The following is a 16022-nucleotide window of genomic DNA, read 5'->3' on the forward strand; positions in this document are numbered from 1 at the left end:
TCACTCCTTCGGTTCGGTCGCCGCACCCGAGGGGCCGTCGGCGGAGGGGGTCTCGCCGGGCTCGGAAGCGGGCCCGTCCTGCGGACCGCGCAGCGCGGTCACGATGTCGTCGAACTCCGAGGTCGGGTTCCCCAGCGTGAGACCGCCGACCTCCACAACCGTACGCCCGCCCTCCGCGGCGCTCGCACGGACCCACACCCTGCGCCGGCGGACCATGAAGGAGGTCGCCACGCCGAGCACCGCGAGGACGGCGGCGATCAGCGCGGGGATGCGGCCCGGGTCGCGGTTGACCGACAGGCTCGTCCACTCCTTGAGCCCGTCGAAGGTCACCGTGCCGGCGTCGCCGGGCAGTTCGAAGGACTCCCCCGGCTCCAGCAGCTTCTGGCCGCCCTTGACCGGCTGGAGCGTCCTGCCGATGCCCTCCAGCTTGTAGACCGACTGCGGGCTGCCGGAGTCCAGGCCGAGGTCGCCCTTGAAGGCGGTGATCGTGACGACCGGGCGCAGCGGCCCGGGGAACGCCGAGACGATCTGCTTGCCGTCCTCGCTCGCCACCGCGGTCGGCCACAGGATGGCGTAGAAGGCGAGCTGGTCGGGTTCGGCGTCGGGGGCCTTGATGACGCCCTCGGACGTCAGGTTCCGCGGCTCCATCTCCAGGAACGGCACCGAGTCCTGGAAGGCGACGTTCCCCTTGGCGTCCCGGACGGTGAACACCGGCGCGTACCCGTGGCCGAGCAGGTACACCTTCGCGCCGCCGACCTTGAGCGGATGGTTGATCTGCAGGTCGTAGGGCTTGTTCGGGGCGTCCGGGCTCGACCGGTAATGGATCTTGGCGTTGAACGCGGTGGCCTGGCCCCGCTTGGCGCCCCTGGCCTCGTACTCGGCCCTGAAGTCGTCCAGCGTGATCGTGAAGGGGGCGAGCTCGCCGCCGCTGAACGCGCGGCCGGGCTGGAACTGGTCGTAGAGGCCGAGCGAGTTGGCGAACGTCTTGCCCTCGGTCAGCAGGACGTTGCCCCGGTAGCCGAACAGGTTGCCGAGGCCGAGCGCGAACAGCAGCGCCAGCAGCGCGAGGTGGAAGAGCAGGTTGCCCGTCTCGCCCAGGTAGCCCTTCTCGGCGGAGGCGGCGCCGCCGGACACGTCCACGCGGAAGCGGCGGGCGCGCAGCGCCGTGCGGGCCTCGGCGAGGACGTCCTCCGGGGAGGCGCCGGTCTCGTACGTCGCCGACTGCGGCAGTCTCGCCAGGTTGCGGGGGGCCGCCGGCGGGCGCGCCCGCATCGACCTGTAGTGCTTGACGGCGCGCGGGACGACGCAGCCGGCGAGCGAGACGAACAGCAGGATGTAGATGGCCGCGAACCAGGGGGCCGCGAACACGTCGAACATGGAGGCCCTGTCGAGCCAGGGCCCGAGCGTCTCGTGCTTCTCCAGGTAGGCGGCGACCTTCTCGGGCGCCTGGCCCCGCTGCGGCAGGATCGAGCCCGGCACCGCGCCGAGCGCCACCAGGAACAGCAGGATCAGCGCGGTCCGCATGGTGGTGAGCTGCCGCCAGCCCCACCGCAGCCAGCCGAGCGGGCCGATGCCGGAGGGGCGCGGCACCTCCTGCGGCGCCTGCCGCGCGGCGGGCGCCTCGGTGCCGGTCTCCGCCGCGTCGTCCACGGTGTGGTCGGTGCCGGTGTGGTCGGTGCCGGTGTGGTCGGTGCCGGTGTGGTCGGTGCCGGTGTGGTCGGTGCCGGTGTGGTCGGTGTTGGTGTCAGTCATCTCACATCACCGGTTCGAAGCCGCTGATCCACGACCTCAGCTCGATGGTCAGGTCACCCCACAGGCCGCTCACGAGCAGCACCCCTATGAGGACGAGCATCCCCCCGCCGATCCGCATGACCAGGGGGTAGTGGCGCTTCACGGCGCCGAACGCGCCGAGTGCCCTACGGTAGGCGATCGCGGTGGCCACGAACGGCAGCCCGAGGCCCGCGCAGTACGCCAGCGACAGCAGCGCGCCCCGCCCGGCGCTGGCCTCGCTGATCGCCAGCCCCTGCACCGCGCCGAGCGTCGGGCCGATGCACGGCGTCCAGCCCAGCCCGAACAGGACGCCGAGGAGCGGCGCCCCGGCGAGCCCGGCCGCCGGGAGGCGCCCGGACCTCACCGTCCGCTGGAGCCCGGGGACGAAGCCCATGAACGCCAGGCCGAACACGATCGTGATGACGCCGAGGACGCGGGTGATGGTGTCCTGGTACTCCAGCAGCCACCGTCCGAGCCCGCCGAAGACCGCGCCGTAGCTGACGAAGACGACGCTGAACCCGGCGACGAACAGCAGGACCCCGGCGAGGAGCCGCCCCCGCCGCTGCTCGGCGAGATCGGCGCCGGTCATGCCCGTCACGTACGACAGGTAGCCCGGCACGAGCGGCAGGACGCACGGCGAGGCGAACGAGACGAGACCGGCGAGGGCCGCGAGCGGCGCCGCCGCCACCAGCGACCCGCTCACGACCGTCTCGTCCAGGGAGCTCACTTCTCCGCGAGGACCTTGCCGACCAGGGGGTCCAGCTTGGTGAACGTCGTCGCGCCGATGATGCGGGCGGCGACGCGGCCCTGCCGGTCCAGGACGAGCGTGCTCGGGATCGCGCTCGGCGGGACCTCCCGAAAGGCCAGCGTGACGCGGCCGTCGGTGTCGAAGAGGCTCGGGTAGGTGACCTTGAACTTGCGCTCGAACGCCTGCGCGTTGGGCTTGGAGTCCTTGAAGTTGACGCCGAGGAACTCCACCCCCTGCGCCTTCTTCCCGTCGTAGACGTGCTGGAGGGACGGCGCCTCGCCCCGGCAGGGCGCGCACCACGACGCCCAGAAGTTGACGACGACGACCTTGCCCCTGAGGTCGGCCAGCTTGAAGGACGCGCCGTCGAGCCGTTCCCCGGTGACGTTCGCGAGGCTCTTGCGCTGCGCCGCCTTGTACTCGGTGACGTTGCCGTCGCCGGAGATGAAGCGGTTGTCGCCGCCGTCGGGCCCGCCGTCCGCTGCGCCGGTGCCGGCGCAGCCCGCGAGCAGGCCGCAGAGCGCGACGGCGGCGCCCGCGCGGAAGGGAGCGCGCGAGGGTGAGATGCGGCGGGGGTACACGTGCCCCTCCTCGGTGCGACAGGGCGTTCAGTACAGGACGCGGAGTACTACAGGATGTAGTACAAACTTAGCGGTGCGGTCAGGCGCCCGCGACATCGGGGCCCGTCGCGATCCCGGCGGCGGGCTCGTGGTAGGCGACCTCCACCAGCCGGCTGCCCTCGAAGGTCAGGCTCGTGAGGCTGGCGAGCGAGCACTCCCGGCGGGCCGGATGGTGCCAGAGCCGGCGGTGCTCGGCGTGCAGCCGCAGGATCCAGATCGGCAACTGGTGGCTGACGCAGACGGCCTCGTGACCGCGGGCCGTCTCCCGGGCCCTGATGACGGCGCCGCGCATCCGGGCGACGAGCAGCTTGTACGGCTCGCCCCAGGACGGCCGGAACGGGTTGACGAGGTGGCGCCAGTGCTCGGGGCGGCGCAGCGAGCCGGTCCCCACCCCGAACGTGAGCCCCTCGAAGTGGTTGCCGGCCTCGATCAGGCGGTCGTCCACCGTGACGGGCAGGCCGAGCGCGTCGGCCAGCGGCGCGGCCGTCTCCAGCGCCCGCTGCATGGGCGAGGAGAACAGCGCGGTGACGTCCCTGTCGGCGAACCACCGGGAGGCGGCCTTCGCCATGAGGACGCCGTCCTCGCTGAGGCGGTAACCGGGCAGCCGCCCGTAGAGGATGCGCTCGGGGTTGTGCACCTCGCCGTGCCGCAGGAGGTGAACGATCGTCGTGTCAGTCATGGCGTCGTCAGATTACCCGCGCCGCCGCCTCCTCCCCGCCACCGGCCGGGACGGCGGCGCGCAGGGCGGTCACGGCGGCGCGGATCGCGGGGCGGCGGGCCGCCTCCTCGCGCCAGACAGCGTAGACGCGGCGCGACAGCGGGGCCGAGAGCGGGACGATCGCGACGCCCGGCGGGACGTCGCAGCGGCCGAGGCGGGGCAGGATGACGTTGCCGAGCCCGGCGGCGACCAGGGAGAGCTGGGTGGCGAACTCGTAGGCCATGTGGTCGATCCTCGGTTCGCTGTCGATCGCGCGCAGCGTGCGCAGCAGCCAGTCGCAGCAGATGCTGTCGGGCGAGGAACTGATCCACGGGTCCCCGGCGAGCTCCTTGAGGTCGATCGTGTCGCGCCCGGCCAGCTCGTGGCCCGCGGGCAGCGCCGCGTCCGCGACGTCCTCGCAGATGACGCCCTTGTGCAGGCCCTCGGGGAGCGGGAGCGGCTCGTTGTTCCAGTCCTGGACGACGGCCATGTCGAGGTCTCCGCGCTGGACGAGCGGCATGCTGCGCATGGGGTCCTCCTCGCGGAGCAGGACGCGCAGATCGGGGTGGTCGGCGCGCAGGGCGCGCAGCGCGGCGGGCATCAGCCCGCGGATCGCGGTCGGGAACGAGGCGACGGTGAGCTGGCCCACGACGGAGCCGCGGTGCGCCTCCAGGTCGGCCTGCGCCTGCTCGACGAGCGACAGGATCCGCTCGGCGTGCGCGACGAGCAGCTCGGCGGCGTCGGTGAGGCGGACGCCGCGGCCGTTGCGCTCCAGGAGCTTCTGCCCGGTCTCCCGCTCCAGCTTCGCCAGCTGCTGGGACACGGCGGACGTGGTGACGTGGAGGACGTCCGCGGCGGCGCTGACCGAGCCGTACGTCGCGACCGAGTGCAGGGCCCGCAGCCGTTCCAGATCAAGCATGAAGCAATACTAAAACGAGGTGTCAAGAAGTTCTCGCTTGTCCTAAAGCAAGTGTTTCCTCACGATCGAGGCATGAGATCGCGCCACGTCCTGCTGGCCACCCTGATCGCCGCGCTGTGGGGCTTCAACTTCGTGCCCATCAAGGTGGCCCTGGACGACTTCCCGCCGCTGCTGATGGCAGCGCTGCGGTTCACCGCCGCGGCGGTGCCCGCGGTCTTCCTCGTCCGCCGCCCGCCGGTCGCCGCGCGCTGGTTCGTCCTGGTCGGCGTCCCGCTCGGCGTGGGGCAGTTCGGCCTGCTGTTCCTCGGCATGAACATGGGCATGCCCGCCGGCCTGGCGTCGGTCGTGCTCCAGGTGCAGGCGGTCTTCACGGCGCTGTTCGCGGGCGTGCTGCTGGGCGAGCGCGTCGGGAGCCGCCAGATCGCCGGGATGGTCGTCGCGTTCGCCGGCATCACGCTGCTCGGCGTCGCGCAGGGCGAGGGCGGAAGCCCGGTGGGGGCGTTCCTGGTCTGCCTCGGCGGCGCCGCCGCCTGGGGTCTGGCGAACGTCGCCATGCGGGGGATGAACCAGTCCACCGGGGAGCCGGTCGACGCGTTCGCTTTCATGGTGTGGATGTCGCTGGTGCCGCCGCTCCCCCTGCTCGCCCTGTCGCTGATCTTCGAGGGGCCGGGGGCCCTGCCGGAGGCGGCGCACCACCTCTCGTTCGCCGGGGTGGCCTCGCTGGCGTTCATCGCCTACGTCGCCACGCTGTTCTGCTTCGGCGGATGGGCGTGGCTGATCCGCCGCTACGAGGTCGGCACGGTCGCCATGTACTCGCTGCTCGTCCCGCCGTTCGGGCTCGTCTCGGCGGCCCTGCTGCTGGGCGAGCACGTGGACGCGGTCCGGCTCGCCGGCGCCGCCCTGATCATCGCGGGGGTCGCCGCCGGCAGCGTCCGGCCGCGGTCCCGCACCCGGAGCGTCCCCGCACCACCCGCACCACCCGCGCCGCCCGCGCCCTCCGCGCCGGCCGCCCGAACGAGGTGAGATCCATGCACGGAATCCACGCGTCGCTCGTCACGCCGTTCACCGGCTCCGGCGAGGTGGACGCCAAGTCCCTCGAACGCCTCGCCCGCCACTGCCTGGAGAACGGCGCGGACGGCCTGGTCGCGCTCGGCACCACCGGCGAGGCCGCGCTGCTGAGCGCCGCCGAGCAGCGGACGGTGCTGGAGGTGTGCCGGGCCGTCTCGATCGAGCACGGGACGCCGCTGACGGTGGGCGCCGGGACGATGGGCACCGAGGACTCGATCCGGCAGGCCCGCGAGCGCGCCCCGCTCGCCGACGCGCTGCTCGTCGTCGTCCCCTACTACCTGCGGCCGTCGGAGGAGGGCGTGATCGACCACTTCGCCGCCGTCGGCGCGGCCGTGGACGTCCCGCTGATCCCGTACAACGTGCCGTACCGGACGGCGAAGCCCCTGTCCGCCGACGCCCTCCTCGCGATCCTCTCGCTCGACTGCGTCGCCGGCCTGAAGCACTGCGCGGGCGCCATCGACCAGGACACCCTCGCCATGCTGGCGGCCAACCCCGGCAAGGCGATCCTGTCCGGGGACGACGCCTGCATCTACCCCATGCTCCAGCTCGGCGCGGCGGGCGGCGTCGCCGCGTGCGCGTGCCTCGCCCCGGCCGCCTACACCGCCATGGCGCGAGCCACGCGGGAGGGGAACGCGGCGCGCGCGCTGACGTTTCACAACGCCCTGCTGCCGATGGCGGAGGCGCTGTTCAGCGAGCCGTCCCCGGCCGTCCTCAAGGCATGCCTGGCCGACGAGGGGCTGATCGACGACCCCGCGGTGCGCGCTCCCCTGCACGCACCGCGCCGCGAATCGGTCGTCGCCGCCTTGAAGTCTCTCCGCCGCCTGCCGTTCTAGGGCGCCGTTCCGCCCCTCAGGACCCCGCCGCTCGGGCGGCGGCGCGTGCGGCGTGCGGAAGGGCCTCCAGGACGCGTTCCAGAGCCTCGTCGTCGTGCGCGGCCGACAGGAACCACACCTCGTACGCCGAGGGCGGCAGGTACACCCCGCGCTCCAGGGCGGCGTGGAAGAAGGCGGCGTACGCCTTGGGGTCCTGGCGCTGCGCCGCGGCGAAGTCGCCCACCACGCCGTCGGTGAAAAAGATCGAGAAGAGGTTCCCGGCGTTCTGCAGCGAGTGCGGGACGCCCTCGCGCTCCAGCGCCTCGGACGCGGCCTTGGACACGATCTGCGCCGAGCGGTCGATCGCGGCGTACACCTCGTCCGTCGCGCCGCGCAGCGTGGCGAGCCCGGCGGCGGTGGCCAGCGGGTTCCCCGACAGGGTCCCGGCCTGGTAGACGGGCCCGGCGGGGGCGAGGTGGTCCATGACGTCGGCGCGCCCGCCGAACGCGGCGGCGGGCAGCCCGCCGCCCATCACCTTGCCGAAGGTCATCAGGTCGCCCGGCACGCCCTCGATCCCGAACCATCCGGACCGCGACGCCCGGAACCCGGTGAGCACCTCGTCGATCACCAGCAGCGCCCCGTAGCGCTCGCACAGCCGCTTGAGCAGCGCGTTGAACCCGGCCAGCGGCGGGACCACGCCCATGTTGCACGGCACCGCCTCGGTGATCACGCAGGCGACGTCGTTGCCGTGGTCGTGGAAGGCCGTCTCCACGGCCGTGACGTCGTTGTAGGGGAGGATCAGCGTGTCGGCCGTGGTCGCGCCGGTCACGCCCGGCGTGTCGGGGAGCCCGAACGTGGCGACGCCGGAGCCCGCCGCGGCGAGCAGCGAGTCGACGTGGCCGTGGTAGCAGCCCGCGAACTTCATGATCTTGGTGCGGCCGGTGAACCCGCGGGCCAGCCGGATCGCCGACATCGTCGCCTCGGTCCCCGAGTTGACCAGCCGGACCTTGGCCGCCGCCGTGCGGGACACGATCTCCTCGGCGAGCTCCACCTCGCCCTCGGTCGGCGCGCCGTAGGACGTGCCGCGCCCGGCCGCGTCCCGGACCGCCTCCACCACGGCCGGATGCGCGTGCCCGAGGATCATTGGGCCCCACGAGCATACGAGGTCGACGTATGTGGTCCCGTCGACGTCGGTAAGGTACGGACCACGCCCGGACGCCATGAAACGGGGCGTCCCGCCTACGGCGCCGAAGGCCCGGACCGGGGAGTTGACGCCGCCGGGAACAACGGCGGCGGAACGGTCGAACAACTGCCGGGAGCGATCGAAGTCAGTCACGGTTGCAGTCTCTCAGTTGCAGTTCGGCGACTTGCCTTGACCCGGTGGCGTATGGGCCGATATTCCACCAAGTACGACATCGGAGGGATGGCTTTCACCGTGGTCAACGGCTGGACGGTCCCGGGGTTCACCCACGAACGCGAACTGGGCGGCGGAGCCTCGGGCCGGGTAGTGCTGGCGGTCGACGACATGACCGGCACGCGGGTCGCGATCAAATACCTCGACACGGCGCTCGGCGCCGACGAGGCGTTTCTCGCGCGCTACCGCGTGGCGGCACGAGGCCTGTCCCAACTGGAAGACCCGAACGTGGTCGACCTCTACGACTTCGTGGAGAACGCCGACGGCGCCGCGATCGTGATGCAGCACGTCGAGGGCGTGAGCCTGCGGCGGATGCTCGCCGCGCAGGGCCCGAGCGGTCCCCTCGCGGCGCTGTCGATGCTGGGCGGAACGCTCCTCGGCCTCGCCGCCGCGCACGAGCACGATCTCGTCCACGGCTCGATGCGCCCCGCGAACATCCTGGTCGACGCCGAGGGCAACGCCCGCCTCGCCGACTTCGCGACGGCGCCCCCGGGCACCGAGGCGCAGCACGGCCCGCCGTACGCGGCCCCCGAGCTGTGGGACGGCGCGCCCGCCACCGTCGCCGCCGACCTGTACGCCGCCACCGCGATCTTCTACGAGTGCCTCACCGGGCGGCCCCCGTACGCGGGCCGCAACATGGCGCGGCAGCACCGCGAGGCGCCGATCCCCGCCGAGGAGGTTCCGGGGCCGCTGCGCGACCTGATCCACCAGGGCCTGGCCAAGGAGCCGGAGAAGCGCCCGAAGTCCGCCGCCGACTTCCTCGGCGCGCTGGAGGACGCCGCCGTCTCCGCCTACGGGCCGTCCTGGGAGGCGCAGGGCCGCGGCCGCGTCACCGAGCTCGCCGCGCAGGCCGCGCAGCGGCCCGAGCCGCCGAAGGCGAAGCCGTCCCGCAGCAGCGGCCGCACGCCGGTCGTCGCCGGGCCGAAGAGCGGCGGGCGGTCCCGGACGCGCTGGGTGGTCGCCGCCGTCGCCGTCGTGCTCGTCGCCGCCGGGGCGGGCGCGGCGGTCCTGCTCAAGGACGGCACCTCGCTCGGCGGTGACAAGCAGCCGCCCGAGCCGACGCCCGCGCAGAGCAGCAGCCCGCAGCCGACGCTGCCGGTCGGCGGCGTCGACCCCGCGCCGCTCGTCGCCCGCATCGACCAGGCCGTCGCCAGGACGCCCGGCGCCGCGTTCAGCTACCGCCAGGCCGGCTGCTGCGGCTTCCCCGTCACCGGCCAGGGGACGATCGGGCTGGTGCAGGGCGCGGCGCCGTCCTACACCCTGACGCTGGCGGGCACGGGCGCGGCGCGCAAGCCGGTCCGGGCCGTCATCGTCCAGGACCGGCTGTACGTCCGCGCCGGCAAGAAGTGGCGGCAGTCGCCGCTCGGAGGCCGCGGCTACCCGGCCGCCGGCGACCAGGTGCGCCAGGGCGGCTCGGTCGCGAACCTGACGACGCTGCTGCGGTCGGCGACGAAGCTCAGCAGATCTGGAGCGGTCTACGAGGGCGAGGCGCCCGCCGCGAAGCTGGCGCAGGCGCCCGGCGTCGGACCGCTGTACGCGCAGATGGCGCAGGCCACGGGCGCGCAGCAGATCGCGTTCGCCGTCAAGCTCGACGCCGGCTACCGCCCCGTGAAGTTCTGGGTGCGCGCCGGGCCCGAGAAGGGCCGCAACCAGATGCAGCGCGGCTCCTACAGCGGCTGGGGCCGCAAGGCCCCCATCAAGGCGCCCCGCTGAGGGGCGCCCTGCTCGCCGGAGGCATCCGCATGAGCGGCTAGGCGCCCTCGCAGGCGTCCGAGAGCACCTCCAGGAGGCGCAGCGGGTCGGGCAACGGGCCGCGGGACGGCGGGCGCAGCCAGGCCGCCTCGCGCCCGTTCGGCAGGACGGACGGCGGCGCGACGACGTAGCTGTCGCGGCAGTGCCACCGCATGCCCGGCGTCTCGGCGACGTCCTCCGGCGAGCAGTCCAGCTGGCAGGACCACCACTCGTCCTCGTCGACGGGCGCGCCGCGCGTGGCGACGAAGAACAGGTGCCGGTCGCCCCCGAAAGACGCGACCGGACCGACGGGGAGGTCGTCCCGTTCGATCCGGTCGAGGGCGATGGTCCCGGCCGCGGCCGGTACGTCGAACACGTCGAACACCCGGCCCGTCGGCAGGATGATGTTGGCCTGCGGCCGCTCGGCCCACCAGCGTTTGATCACGGCCGCGTCGACGCTCGCCAGGTGCGCCCAGGCGGCCGACACCGGATGCGCGCCCGGGTCGGGACAGCCGAGCCGGTCGCACGAACACGCCCGGTCGCCGCCCGCCGGGGGGTGGGCCCCGGGATAGCAGGGCCACCCCAGATCGGCGTACTCCCGCGCCGCCGCGGCCACCCGGTCGCGCGCCGCCCGCTGTCGCCTGCTCCCCGAGACCGCCAGCATCTCCGCCCCCCAATACCCAAGGTCGCACGTGGGTTCCTGGTTGACGATGATGCCCGCCGGGACGAACTCCGGACACGGCAACCCCGGTAATACGACCCTAAGTGACTAGAGGGGAGGTGGTCGAAGGGTGAACTAGGCCAGTCGGCGGGCGACCTCGGTGGCCCAGTAGGTGAGGACGATGTCGGCGCCGGCGCGGCGGATCGACACCAGCGACTCCATGATCGTGCGCTCGCGGTCGATCCAGCCCTTCTCGGCGGCGGCCTCGATCATCGCGTACTCGCCGCTCACCTGGTAGGCGACCACGGGGACGTCGACGGCGTCGCGGACGCGGCGCACGATGTCGAGGTAGGCGCCCGCGGGCTTGACCATGACCATGTCGGCGCCCTCGTCGAGGTCGAGGAAGACCTCGCGGAGCGACTCGTCGGCGTTGGCCGGGTCCTGCTGGTGGGTGGCCCGGTCGCCGAACCGCGGGGCGCACTCGGCGGCCTCGCGGAACGGGCCGTAGTAGGCGGAGGCGTACTTCACCGAGTACCCCATGATCGCGATGTCGGAGTGGCCCGCACCGTCCAGGGCCTCGCGGATCGCACCGACCTGGCCGTCCATCATCCCGGACGGGCCGAGGACCGCCGAGCCCGCCTCGGCCTGGGCGAGGGCGATGGAGGCGTACCGCTCCAGCGTGGCGTCGTTGTCGATCTCCCCGGACGCGGTGAGGACGCCGCAGTGCCCGTGGTCGGTGTACTCGTCCAGGCACAGGTCGGTCATGACCACGATCGCGTCGCCCAGGTCTGACCTCAGGTCGCGCAGCGCCTGCTGGACGATGCCGTCCGGGTCGTCGGCGGCGGAGCCCGCTCCGTCCTTCACGGCCGGAACGCCGAACAGGATGAGGCCGCCGACGCCGGCCTCGGCCGCCTCGTGCGCGGCCTTGCGCAGGCTGTCGCGGGTGTGCTGGAACACGCCCGGCATGGACGCGACCGGCTGCGCCTCGGAGATGCCCTCCTTGACGAACACGGGCAGCACCAGCTCTGCGGGGCTGAGCCGGGTCTCGGCGACGAGCCGCCGCAGGGCGGGCGTGCGCCGCAACCGCCGCGGGCGTGCGGCGGGGAACTGTGCAGACATGATCCCTCTTGTGTCTCGGCTTGCCGGGGCCTACTTCCGGCGACGGGCGCCCCGGCGCATCTGGCTGGGCTTGCGGAGGGGGTCCCCCGCCTCGATCTGGGCCGCCCTCCGCTTGGCACCGTACTCGGCGAGCGCCTCCGCGAGAGCCGATACCGACGGCTTCTCCGCCATGACGTCGACGCGCAGCCCGTACTCCTCGGCCGTCTTGGCGGTCTGCGGCCCGATCACGGCGATCACGGTCACGTTGTGGGGCTTGCCCGCGATCCCGATCAGGTTCTTCACCGTGGAGGACGAGGTGAACAGCACGGCGTCGAACCCGCCGCCCTTGATCGCCTCGCGGATCGGCGCGGGCGGCGGCGCGGCCCGGACCGTCCGGTAGGCGGTCACGTCCTCGCACTCCCAGCCGAGCTCGGTGAGCCGGGCGATGAGCACGTCGGTGGCGATGTCGGCGCGCGGCAGCAGGACCCGGTTGATGGGGTCGAGGTCCTCGTCGTAGGGCGGCCACTCCTCGGCCAGGCCCTCGCCGGACTGCTCGCCGGACGGGGTCAGGTCCGGGTGGACGCCGAACTCCACCAGCGCGGCGGCGGTCTGCTCGCCGACGGCGGCGACCTTCAGCCCGGCGAACGCGCGGGCGTCCAGGCCGTAGTCGGTGAACTTCTCCCGGATCGCCTTCACCGCGTTCGTGGAGGTGAACACCACCCACTCGTACCGGCCGGTGACCAGGCCCTTCACGGCCCGCTCCATCTGCTGGGGCGTGCGCGGCGGCTCGACGGAGATCGTCGGGACCTCGTCCGGGACGGCCCCGTACCCGCGGAGCTGGTCCGACAGGGAGGCGGCCTGCTCCTTGGTGCGCGGCACGAGGACCCGCCAGCCGAACAGCGGCTTGGTCTCGAACCAGGACAGCCTGTCGCGCCAGTTCACCACGTCCCCGACGATGATCAGGGCGGGCGCCTCCATGCCCTTGGTGTCGGACGCCAGCCTGCTCAGCGTGGAGACGACGGTCTCCTGCTCGGTGGTGGTGCCGAGGCTCGTCATCGCGGCCGGGGTGGAGTCCGGCCGTCCCGCCGCGACCAGGCCCTTGGCGACCTCGGCGACCGCGCCCTCGGCGCCGAGGACGACCAGGGTGGCGTCGGGGGCGGCGAACCGCTCCCAGTCGACGCCGCCCTCGGAGGCGTCGACGACGCGGATCTCGCGGTTCGCGGCGTCGGTCAGCGGGATCCCCGCGTACCCGGGCACGGCGGTCACCGAGGACACGCCCGGCACCACCTCGAACGGGACGCCCGCCTTGGCCAGCGCACCGCCCTCGGCGGCGTAGTTGCAGGCCACCCCCGGGTCGCCGCGGAACAGCCGGACGACCCGGCGCCCCGCCTTGGCGGCCCGCGCGGCGAGCTTCACCGGGTCGCCGTCCGCCGTGTCGAGGATCTCGGCGTCCGGGCGGCAGTGGGTCAGGATCTCGGCCGGGCAGTGGGCGCGGCTCACGACGACGGTGTCGGCGCGCTCCAGCTCGGCGGCGGCGCGCAGGGTCAGCAGGCCGGGGTCGCCCGGCCCCATCCCGACGATCGCGACCGTCCCCGGCCCGGCCGTCCGGCGCGGCGCGGCCGGAGCCGCGCTCTTCGCGGGCCCGCCGGTCTTCGCGGGCGGGACTGTCGTGTCGGCGGTGGTCGTCTCGGCGGTGGTCTCGTCGGCGGTGGTCTCGTCGGCGGTGGTCTGGTCGGCGGAAGTCTGGTCGGCGGTCGTCTTCGGCGTGGCGCTCTTCGCGGCGGGGCTCACTCGCGTTCCCCCATCAACTGGTCGGCCCCCTGCGCGAGCAGCCGGTCCGCGAGATCGCGTCCGAGCTGCTCCGCGGCGTCCGGGTGGCCGCTTGCGGACAGCCGCACCTGCCGGCTGCCGTCGTACGCCGCGACGGTCGCCGTCAGATGCAGCTTTTCATCTACTTCGGCAGCGTATGTTCCCACGGGCGCGGAGCAGCCCGCCTCCAGCACCGCCAGCACCGTCCGCTCGGCGGTGACGGCGCGCCTGGTCGGGGCGTCGTCGATCGTCCCGAGCAGGGCGCGCAGATCGTCGCGGTCGGCGCGACATTCGAGCGCGAGCGAACCCTGCCCCGGGGCGGGCAGCATCTGGTCGGGGTCGAAGACCTCGCTCACCGCGTCCAGCCGGCCGATCCTCTTCAGGCCCGCGTGCGCCAGGACCACGGCGTCCAGCTCGCCGTCGGTGACCTTGCGCAGCCGGGTGTCGGCGTTGCCGCGGATGGGGATGATCTCCAGATCCGGGCGGAGCGCGCGCAGCTGCGCGACGCGGCGCGGCGAGCCGGTGCCGATCCGGGCGCCGCGCGGCAGGTCGGCGAGCTTCGCGGGGCCGCACAGGGCGTCGCGCGCGTCGTCGCGGGCCGGGGTGGCCGCGAGGACGATCCCGGGCGTCTCGGACGTCGGCAGGTCCTTCAGCGAGTGCACCGCGAAGTCCACCTCGCCGGACAGCACCCTGTCGCGGAGCGCGTTGACGAACACACCCGTCCCGCCGATCTGGGCGAGCAGGGCCTTGGAGACATCACCTTGCGTCGTTACCCCGACAAGCTCCACCGCATGCCCCGTGAGCCGCGACAACGCGTCGGCGACGCCCTGCGACTGGGTCGTCGCCATCAGGCTCTTGCGGGTGCCCAGCCGGAGCGGGCCCCTGCTCCCGGTACTCACGCTTCGTCTCCTTCGTGCGCCGGGACGGCGTGGCGGGCGCTGACCGCCCGCACGCTCGCGGCCCGCGCGTTCACCGTCTCGACGTTCACGCCGTCCGACGGCGGCTCGGACATCGCCGCGGAGGCGGTGCCGGACATCGCCGCGGAGGCGGCGCCGGACATCGCCGCGGAGGCGGCGCCGGACATCGCCGCGGACACGGCGTCGGACATCGCCTCGGACACGGCGTCGGACATCGCCTCGGACACGGCGTCGGACATCGCCGCGGAAGCGGTGCCGGACAACGCGTCCTGCCCCGGCCCGGACGCGGGGCTGACGCAGTCGGCCTCCACGCACTCCGGGCTCGGATCCCAGGCGGCGCCGTCGCGGACGTCGGCGTCTCCCATGTCCGCGCGGGCCACCGCCTCGGGGGCCTTCGGGTCCAGGTCGAACAGCTCGCGCAGCGCGTCGGCGTAGGAGTCGCCGCCCGGCGCCGCCGCCAGCTCCTTGACCTTGACGGTCGGCGCGTGCAGGAGCTTGTCCACCACGCGCCGCACGGTCTGCTCGATCTCATAGCGGGCCCGGACGTCCATCTCCGGCAGCCGCCCGCTCAGCCGGGTCAGCTCGGCCTCCACCACCCCGGCCGCCTTGCTGCGCAGCGCGACGACGGTGGGCGCGACGGCGGCGGCGCGGGCGGCGCCGAGGAACGCCTCGACCTCCGTGCACACGATCCGCCGCGCGGCCTCGACCGCCTCCGGGCCGATGGCCCGCGCGGCCTCCTGCGCGGTCCGCAGGTCGTCCAGGCCGGCCAGCTCGACGTCCGGCAGGGTCCGGACCTCGCGGTCCACGTCGTGCGGGAGCGCCAGGTCGAGGAGGAAGCGTCGCCGGCCGTCCGCCCCGATCCCCTGGGCCGCCAGCTGCTCGGCAGTGATCACCAGCCCGCTGGCGCCGGTGCACGACACCACGAGGTCCGCCTCGGCGAGGGCCGCGTCCAGCTCGGCCAGCTCGATCGCGCGGGACGGGACGTCCAGCGACTCGGCGAGGCGTACGGCCCGCGCGGGGGTCCGGTTGGCGACCACGATCTCGCGCGCCCCGGCGCGGCTCAGCGTCGCGGCGGCCAGCGAGCTCATCGAACCGGCGCCGACCACCAGCGCGCGGGCGTCCCGGAGGGGGCCGAGGTGCCGGGCGGCGACGTCCAGGCCCACGCTGACCAGCGACGCGCCGGCCTTGTCGATCCCCGTCTCGTGGTGGGCGCGCTTGCCGACCCGCAGCGACTGCTGCAGGACGTCGTGCAGGTCGCGGCCGAGCGTGCCCTCCTCCTGGGCCAGCCGGAACGCCTGCCGGATCTGCCCGAGGATCTGCCCCTCGCCGACGACCATCGACTCCAGCCCGCACGCCACCGCGAACACGTGCTGGACGGCCCGCTCCTCGTAGTGGACGTACAGGTGCCGCGACAGGTCGTCCATCGGGACGCCGGAGTGCAGGGCCAGCAGCTCCGAGATCGCCGAGACGCCGCCGTGGAACTTGCCGACGACCGCGTAGATCTCGACCCGGTTGCAGGTCGAGACGATGGCCGCCTCGGCGACGTTCGGGGAGGCGTGCACGGCGTGCAGCAACTTGACGAGATCGTCACCGGCGACCGCGGCCCGCTCCAGCACCGCCACGGGCGCGCTCCGGTGGCTGAGGCCTACGACCAGAATGCTCATTTGCCGTCTCCAGCATCTTCCGAGTCTCCGCCCACCCGCGCCGTGCGAGCTCCTGCCGAGAAGGGGCCGTCCACTGCCCCCTGGTCCGCTCCACTCA

14 protein-coding genes are annotated in these 16022 nt (G+C 73.6%); 3 read left to right on the forward strand and 11 right to left on the reverse strand.

Annotated features, from left to right (window positions below; all coding sequences use genetic code 11):
• From resB to CHC11_RS31640, 5 genes are all read right to left on the reverse strand, one after another.
• Complete coding sequence (resB, locus tag CHC11_RS31620; RefSeq protein WP_089315515.1) at nt 1-1752, reverse strand: cytochrome c biogenesis protein ResB; 1752 nt, start codon at nt 1750-1752, stop codon at nt 1-3.
• A gap of 1 nt (nt 1753) precedes the next feature.
• Complete coding sequence (locus CHC11_RS31625; RefSeq protein WP_089315516.1) at nt 1754-2497, reverse strand: cytochrome c biogenesis CcdA family protein; 744 nt, start codon at nt 2495-2497, stop codon at nt 1754-1756.
• Nucleotides 2494-3096 carry a TlpA family protein disulfide reductase gene (locus CHC11_RS31630; protein ID WP_245920001.1) on the reverse strand — a complete coding sequence of 201 codons (603 nt, stop codon included), beginning with the start codon at nt 3094-3096 and terminating at the stop codon, nt 2494-2496. The genes CHC11_RS31625 and CHC11_RS31630 overlap by 4 nt, the downstream gene beginning before the upstream one ends.
• A 79-nt stretch (nt 3097-3175) precedes the next feature.
• Nucleotides 3176-3814, reverse strand: coding sequence for a histidine phosphatase family protein (locus CHC11_RS31635; protein WP_089315517.1), 639 nt, complete (start codon nt 3812-3814; stop codon nt 3176-3178).
• A 7-nt stretch (nt 3815-3821) separates the two neighbouring features.
• Nucleotides 3822-4751 (reverse strand): LysR family transcriptional regulator, encoded by a 930-nt coding sequence (locus CHC11_RS31640; RefSeq protein WP_089315518.1) that lies wholly within the window; start codon nt 4749-4751, stop codon nt 3822-3824.
• Nucleotides 4752-4823: 72 nt separating this feature from the next.
• Here CHC11_RS31640 and CHC11_RS31645 point away from each other — a divergent pair, with 72 nt between their 5' ends.
• Nucleotides 4824-5774 carry an EamA family transporter gene (locus tag CHC11_RS31645; protein WP_089315519.1) on the forward strand — a complete coding sequence of 317 codons (951 nt, stop codon included), beginning with the start codon at nt 4824-4826 and terminating at the stop codon, nt 5772-5774.
• A gap of 5 nt (nt 5775-5779) precedes the next feature.
• A complete protein-coding gene (locus tag CHC11_RS31650; protein ID WP_089315520.1) occupies nt 5780-6652 on the forward strand; it encodes a dihydrodipicolinate synthase family protein in 873 nt (290 codons plus the stop codon).
• 16 nt (nt 6653-6668) lie between these two features.
• Here the strand turns inward: CHC11_RS31650 and hemL are convergent, their stop codons facing one another.
• A complete protein-coding gene (hemL, locus tag CHC11_RS31655) occupies nt 6669-7967 on the reverse strand; it encodes a glutamate-1-semialdehyde 2,1-aminomutase (protein WP_089315521.1) in 1299 nt (432 codons plus the stop codon).
• Nucleotides 7968-8054: 87 nt separating this feature from the next.
• Here hemL and CHC11_RS31660 point away from each other — a divergent pair, with 87 nt between their 5' ends.
• On the forward strand, nt 8055-9758 hold the full coding sequence (locus tag CHC11_RS31660; RefSeq protein WP_179279101.1) for a serine/threonine-protein kinase: 1704 nt from the start codon (nt 8055-8057) through the stop codon (nt 9756-9758).
• A gap of 37 nt (nt 9759-9795) precedes the next feature.
• On the opposite strand, the gene CHC11_RS31665 is transcribed toward CHC11_RS31660, so the two are convergent.
• From CHC11_RS31665 to CHC11_RS31685, 5 genes are all read right to left on the reverse strand, one after another.
• Complete coding sequence (locus tag CHC11_RS31665) at nt 9796-10440, reverse strand: bifunctional DNA primase/polymerase (protein WP_089315523.1); 645 nt, start codon at nt 10438-10440, stop codon at nt 9796-9798.
• Between the two features lie 132 nt (nt 10441-10572).
• Nucleotides 10573-11556, reverse strand: coding sequence for a porphobilinogen synthase (gene hemB / locus CHC11_RS31670; RefSeq protein ID WP_089315524.1), 984 nt, complete (start codon nt 11554-11556; stop codon nt 10573-10575).
• 30 nt (nt 11557-11586) lie between these two features.
• Complete coding sequence (locus CHC11_RS31675) at nt 11587-13116, reverse strand: bifunctional uroporphyrinogen-III C-methyltransferase/uroporphyrinogen-III synthase (RefSeq protein WP_281258396.1); 1530 nt, start codon at nt 13114-13116, stop codon at nt 11587-11589.
• Nucleotides 13117-13322: 206 nt separating this feature from the next.
• On the reverse strand, nt 13323-14243 hold the full coding sequence (gene hemC, locus CHC11_RS31680) for a hydroxymethylbilane synthase (RefSeq protein ID WP_089315526.1): 921 nt from the start codon (nt 14241-14243) through the stop codon (nt 13323-13325).
• Nucleotides 14240-15925, reverse strand: coding sequence for a glutamyl-tRNA reductase (locus tag CHC11_RS31685; protein ID WP_342750022.1), 1686 nt, complete (start codon nt 15923-15925; stop codon nt 14240-14242). Before CHC11_RS31685 ends, hemC begins: the two co-directional genes overlap by 4 nt.
• Nucleotides 15926-16022: the final 97 nt, after the last annotated feature.

Source organism: Actinomadura mexicana (assembly GCF_900188105.1).
Taxonomy (GTDB): domain Bacteria; phylum Actinomycetota; class Actinomycetes; order Streptosporangiales; family Streptosporangiaceae; genus Spirillospora; species Spirillospora mexicana.

Excerpts from the sequence above, each read along its gene's own strand:
- CHC11_RS31645 (WP_089315519.1), top strand. The coding sequence starts at position 4,824 with ATGAGATCGCGCCACGTCCTGCTGGCCACCCTGATCGCCGCGCTGTGG.
- CHC11_RS31635 (WP_089315517.1), bottom strand. The coding sequence starts at position 3,814 with ATGACTGACACGACGATCGTTCACCTCCTGCGGCACGGCGAGGTGCAC.
- CHC11_RS31660 (WP_179279101.1), top strand. The coding sequence starts at position 8,055 with ATGGCTTTCACCGTGGTCAACGGCTGGACGGTCCCGGGGTTCACCCAC.
- hemB (WP_089315524.1), bottom strand. The coding sequence starts at position 11,556 with ATGTCTGCACAGTTCCCCGCCGCACGCCCGCGGCGGTTGCGGCGCACG.
- CHC11_RS31650 (WP_089315520.1), top strand. The coding sequence starts at position 5,780 with ATGCACGGAATCCACGCGTCGCTCGTCACGCCGTTCACCGGCTCCGGC.
- CHC11_RS31640 (WP_089315518.1), bottom strand. The coding sequence starts at position 4,751 with ATGCTTGATCTGGAACGGCTGCGGGCCCTGCACTCGGTCGCGACGTAC.
- resB (WP_089315515.1), bottom strand. The coding sequence starts at position 1,752 with ATGACTGACACCAACACCGACCACACCGGCACCGACCACACCGGCACC.
- CHC11_RS31665 (WP_089315523.1), bottom strand. The coding sequence starts at position 10,440 with ATGCTGGCGGTCTCGGGGAGCAGGCGACAGCGGGCGGCGCGCGACCGG.
- CHC11_RS31685 (WP_342750022.1), bottom strand. The coding sequence starts at position 15,925 with ATGAGCATTCTGGTCGTAGGCCTCAGCCACCGGAGCGCGCCCGTGGCG.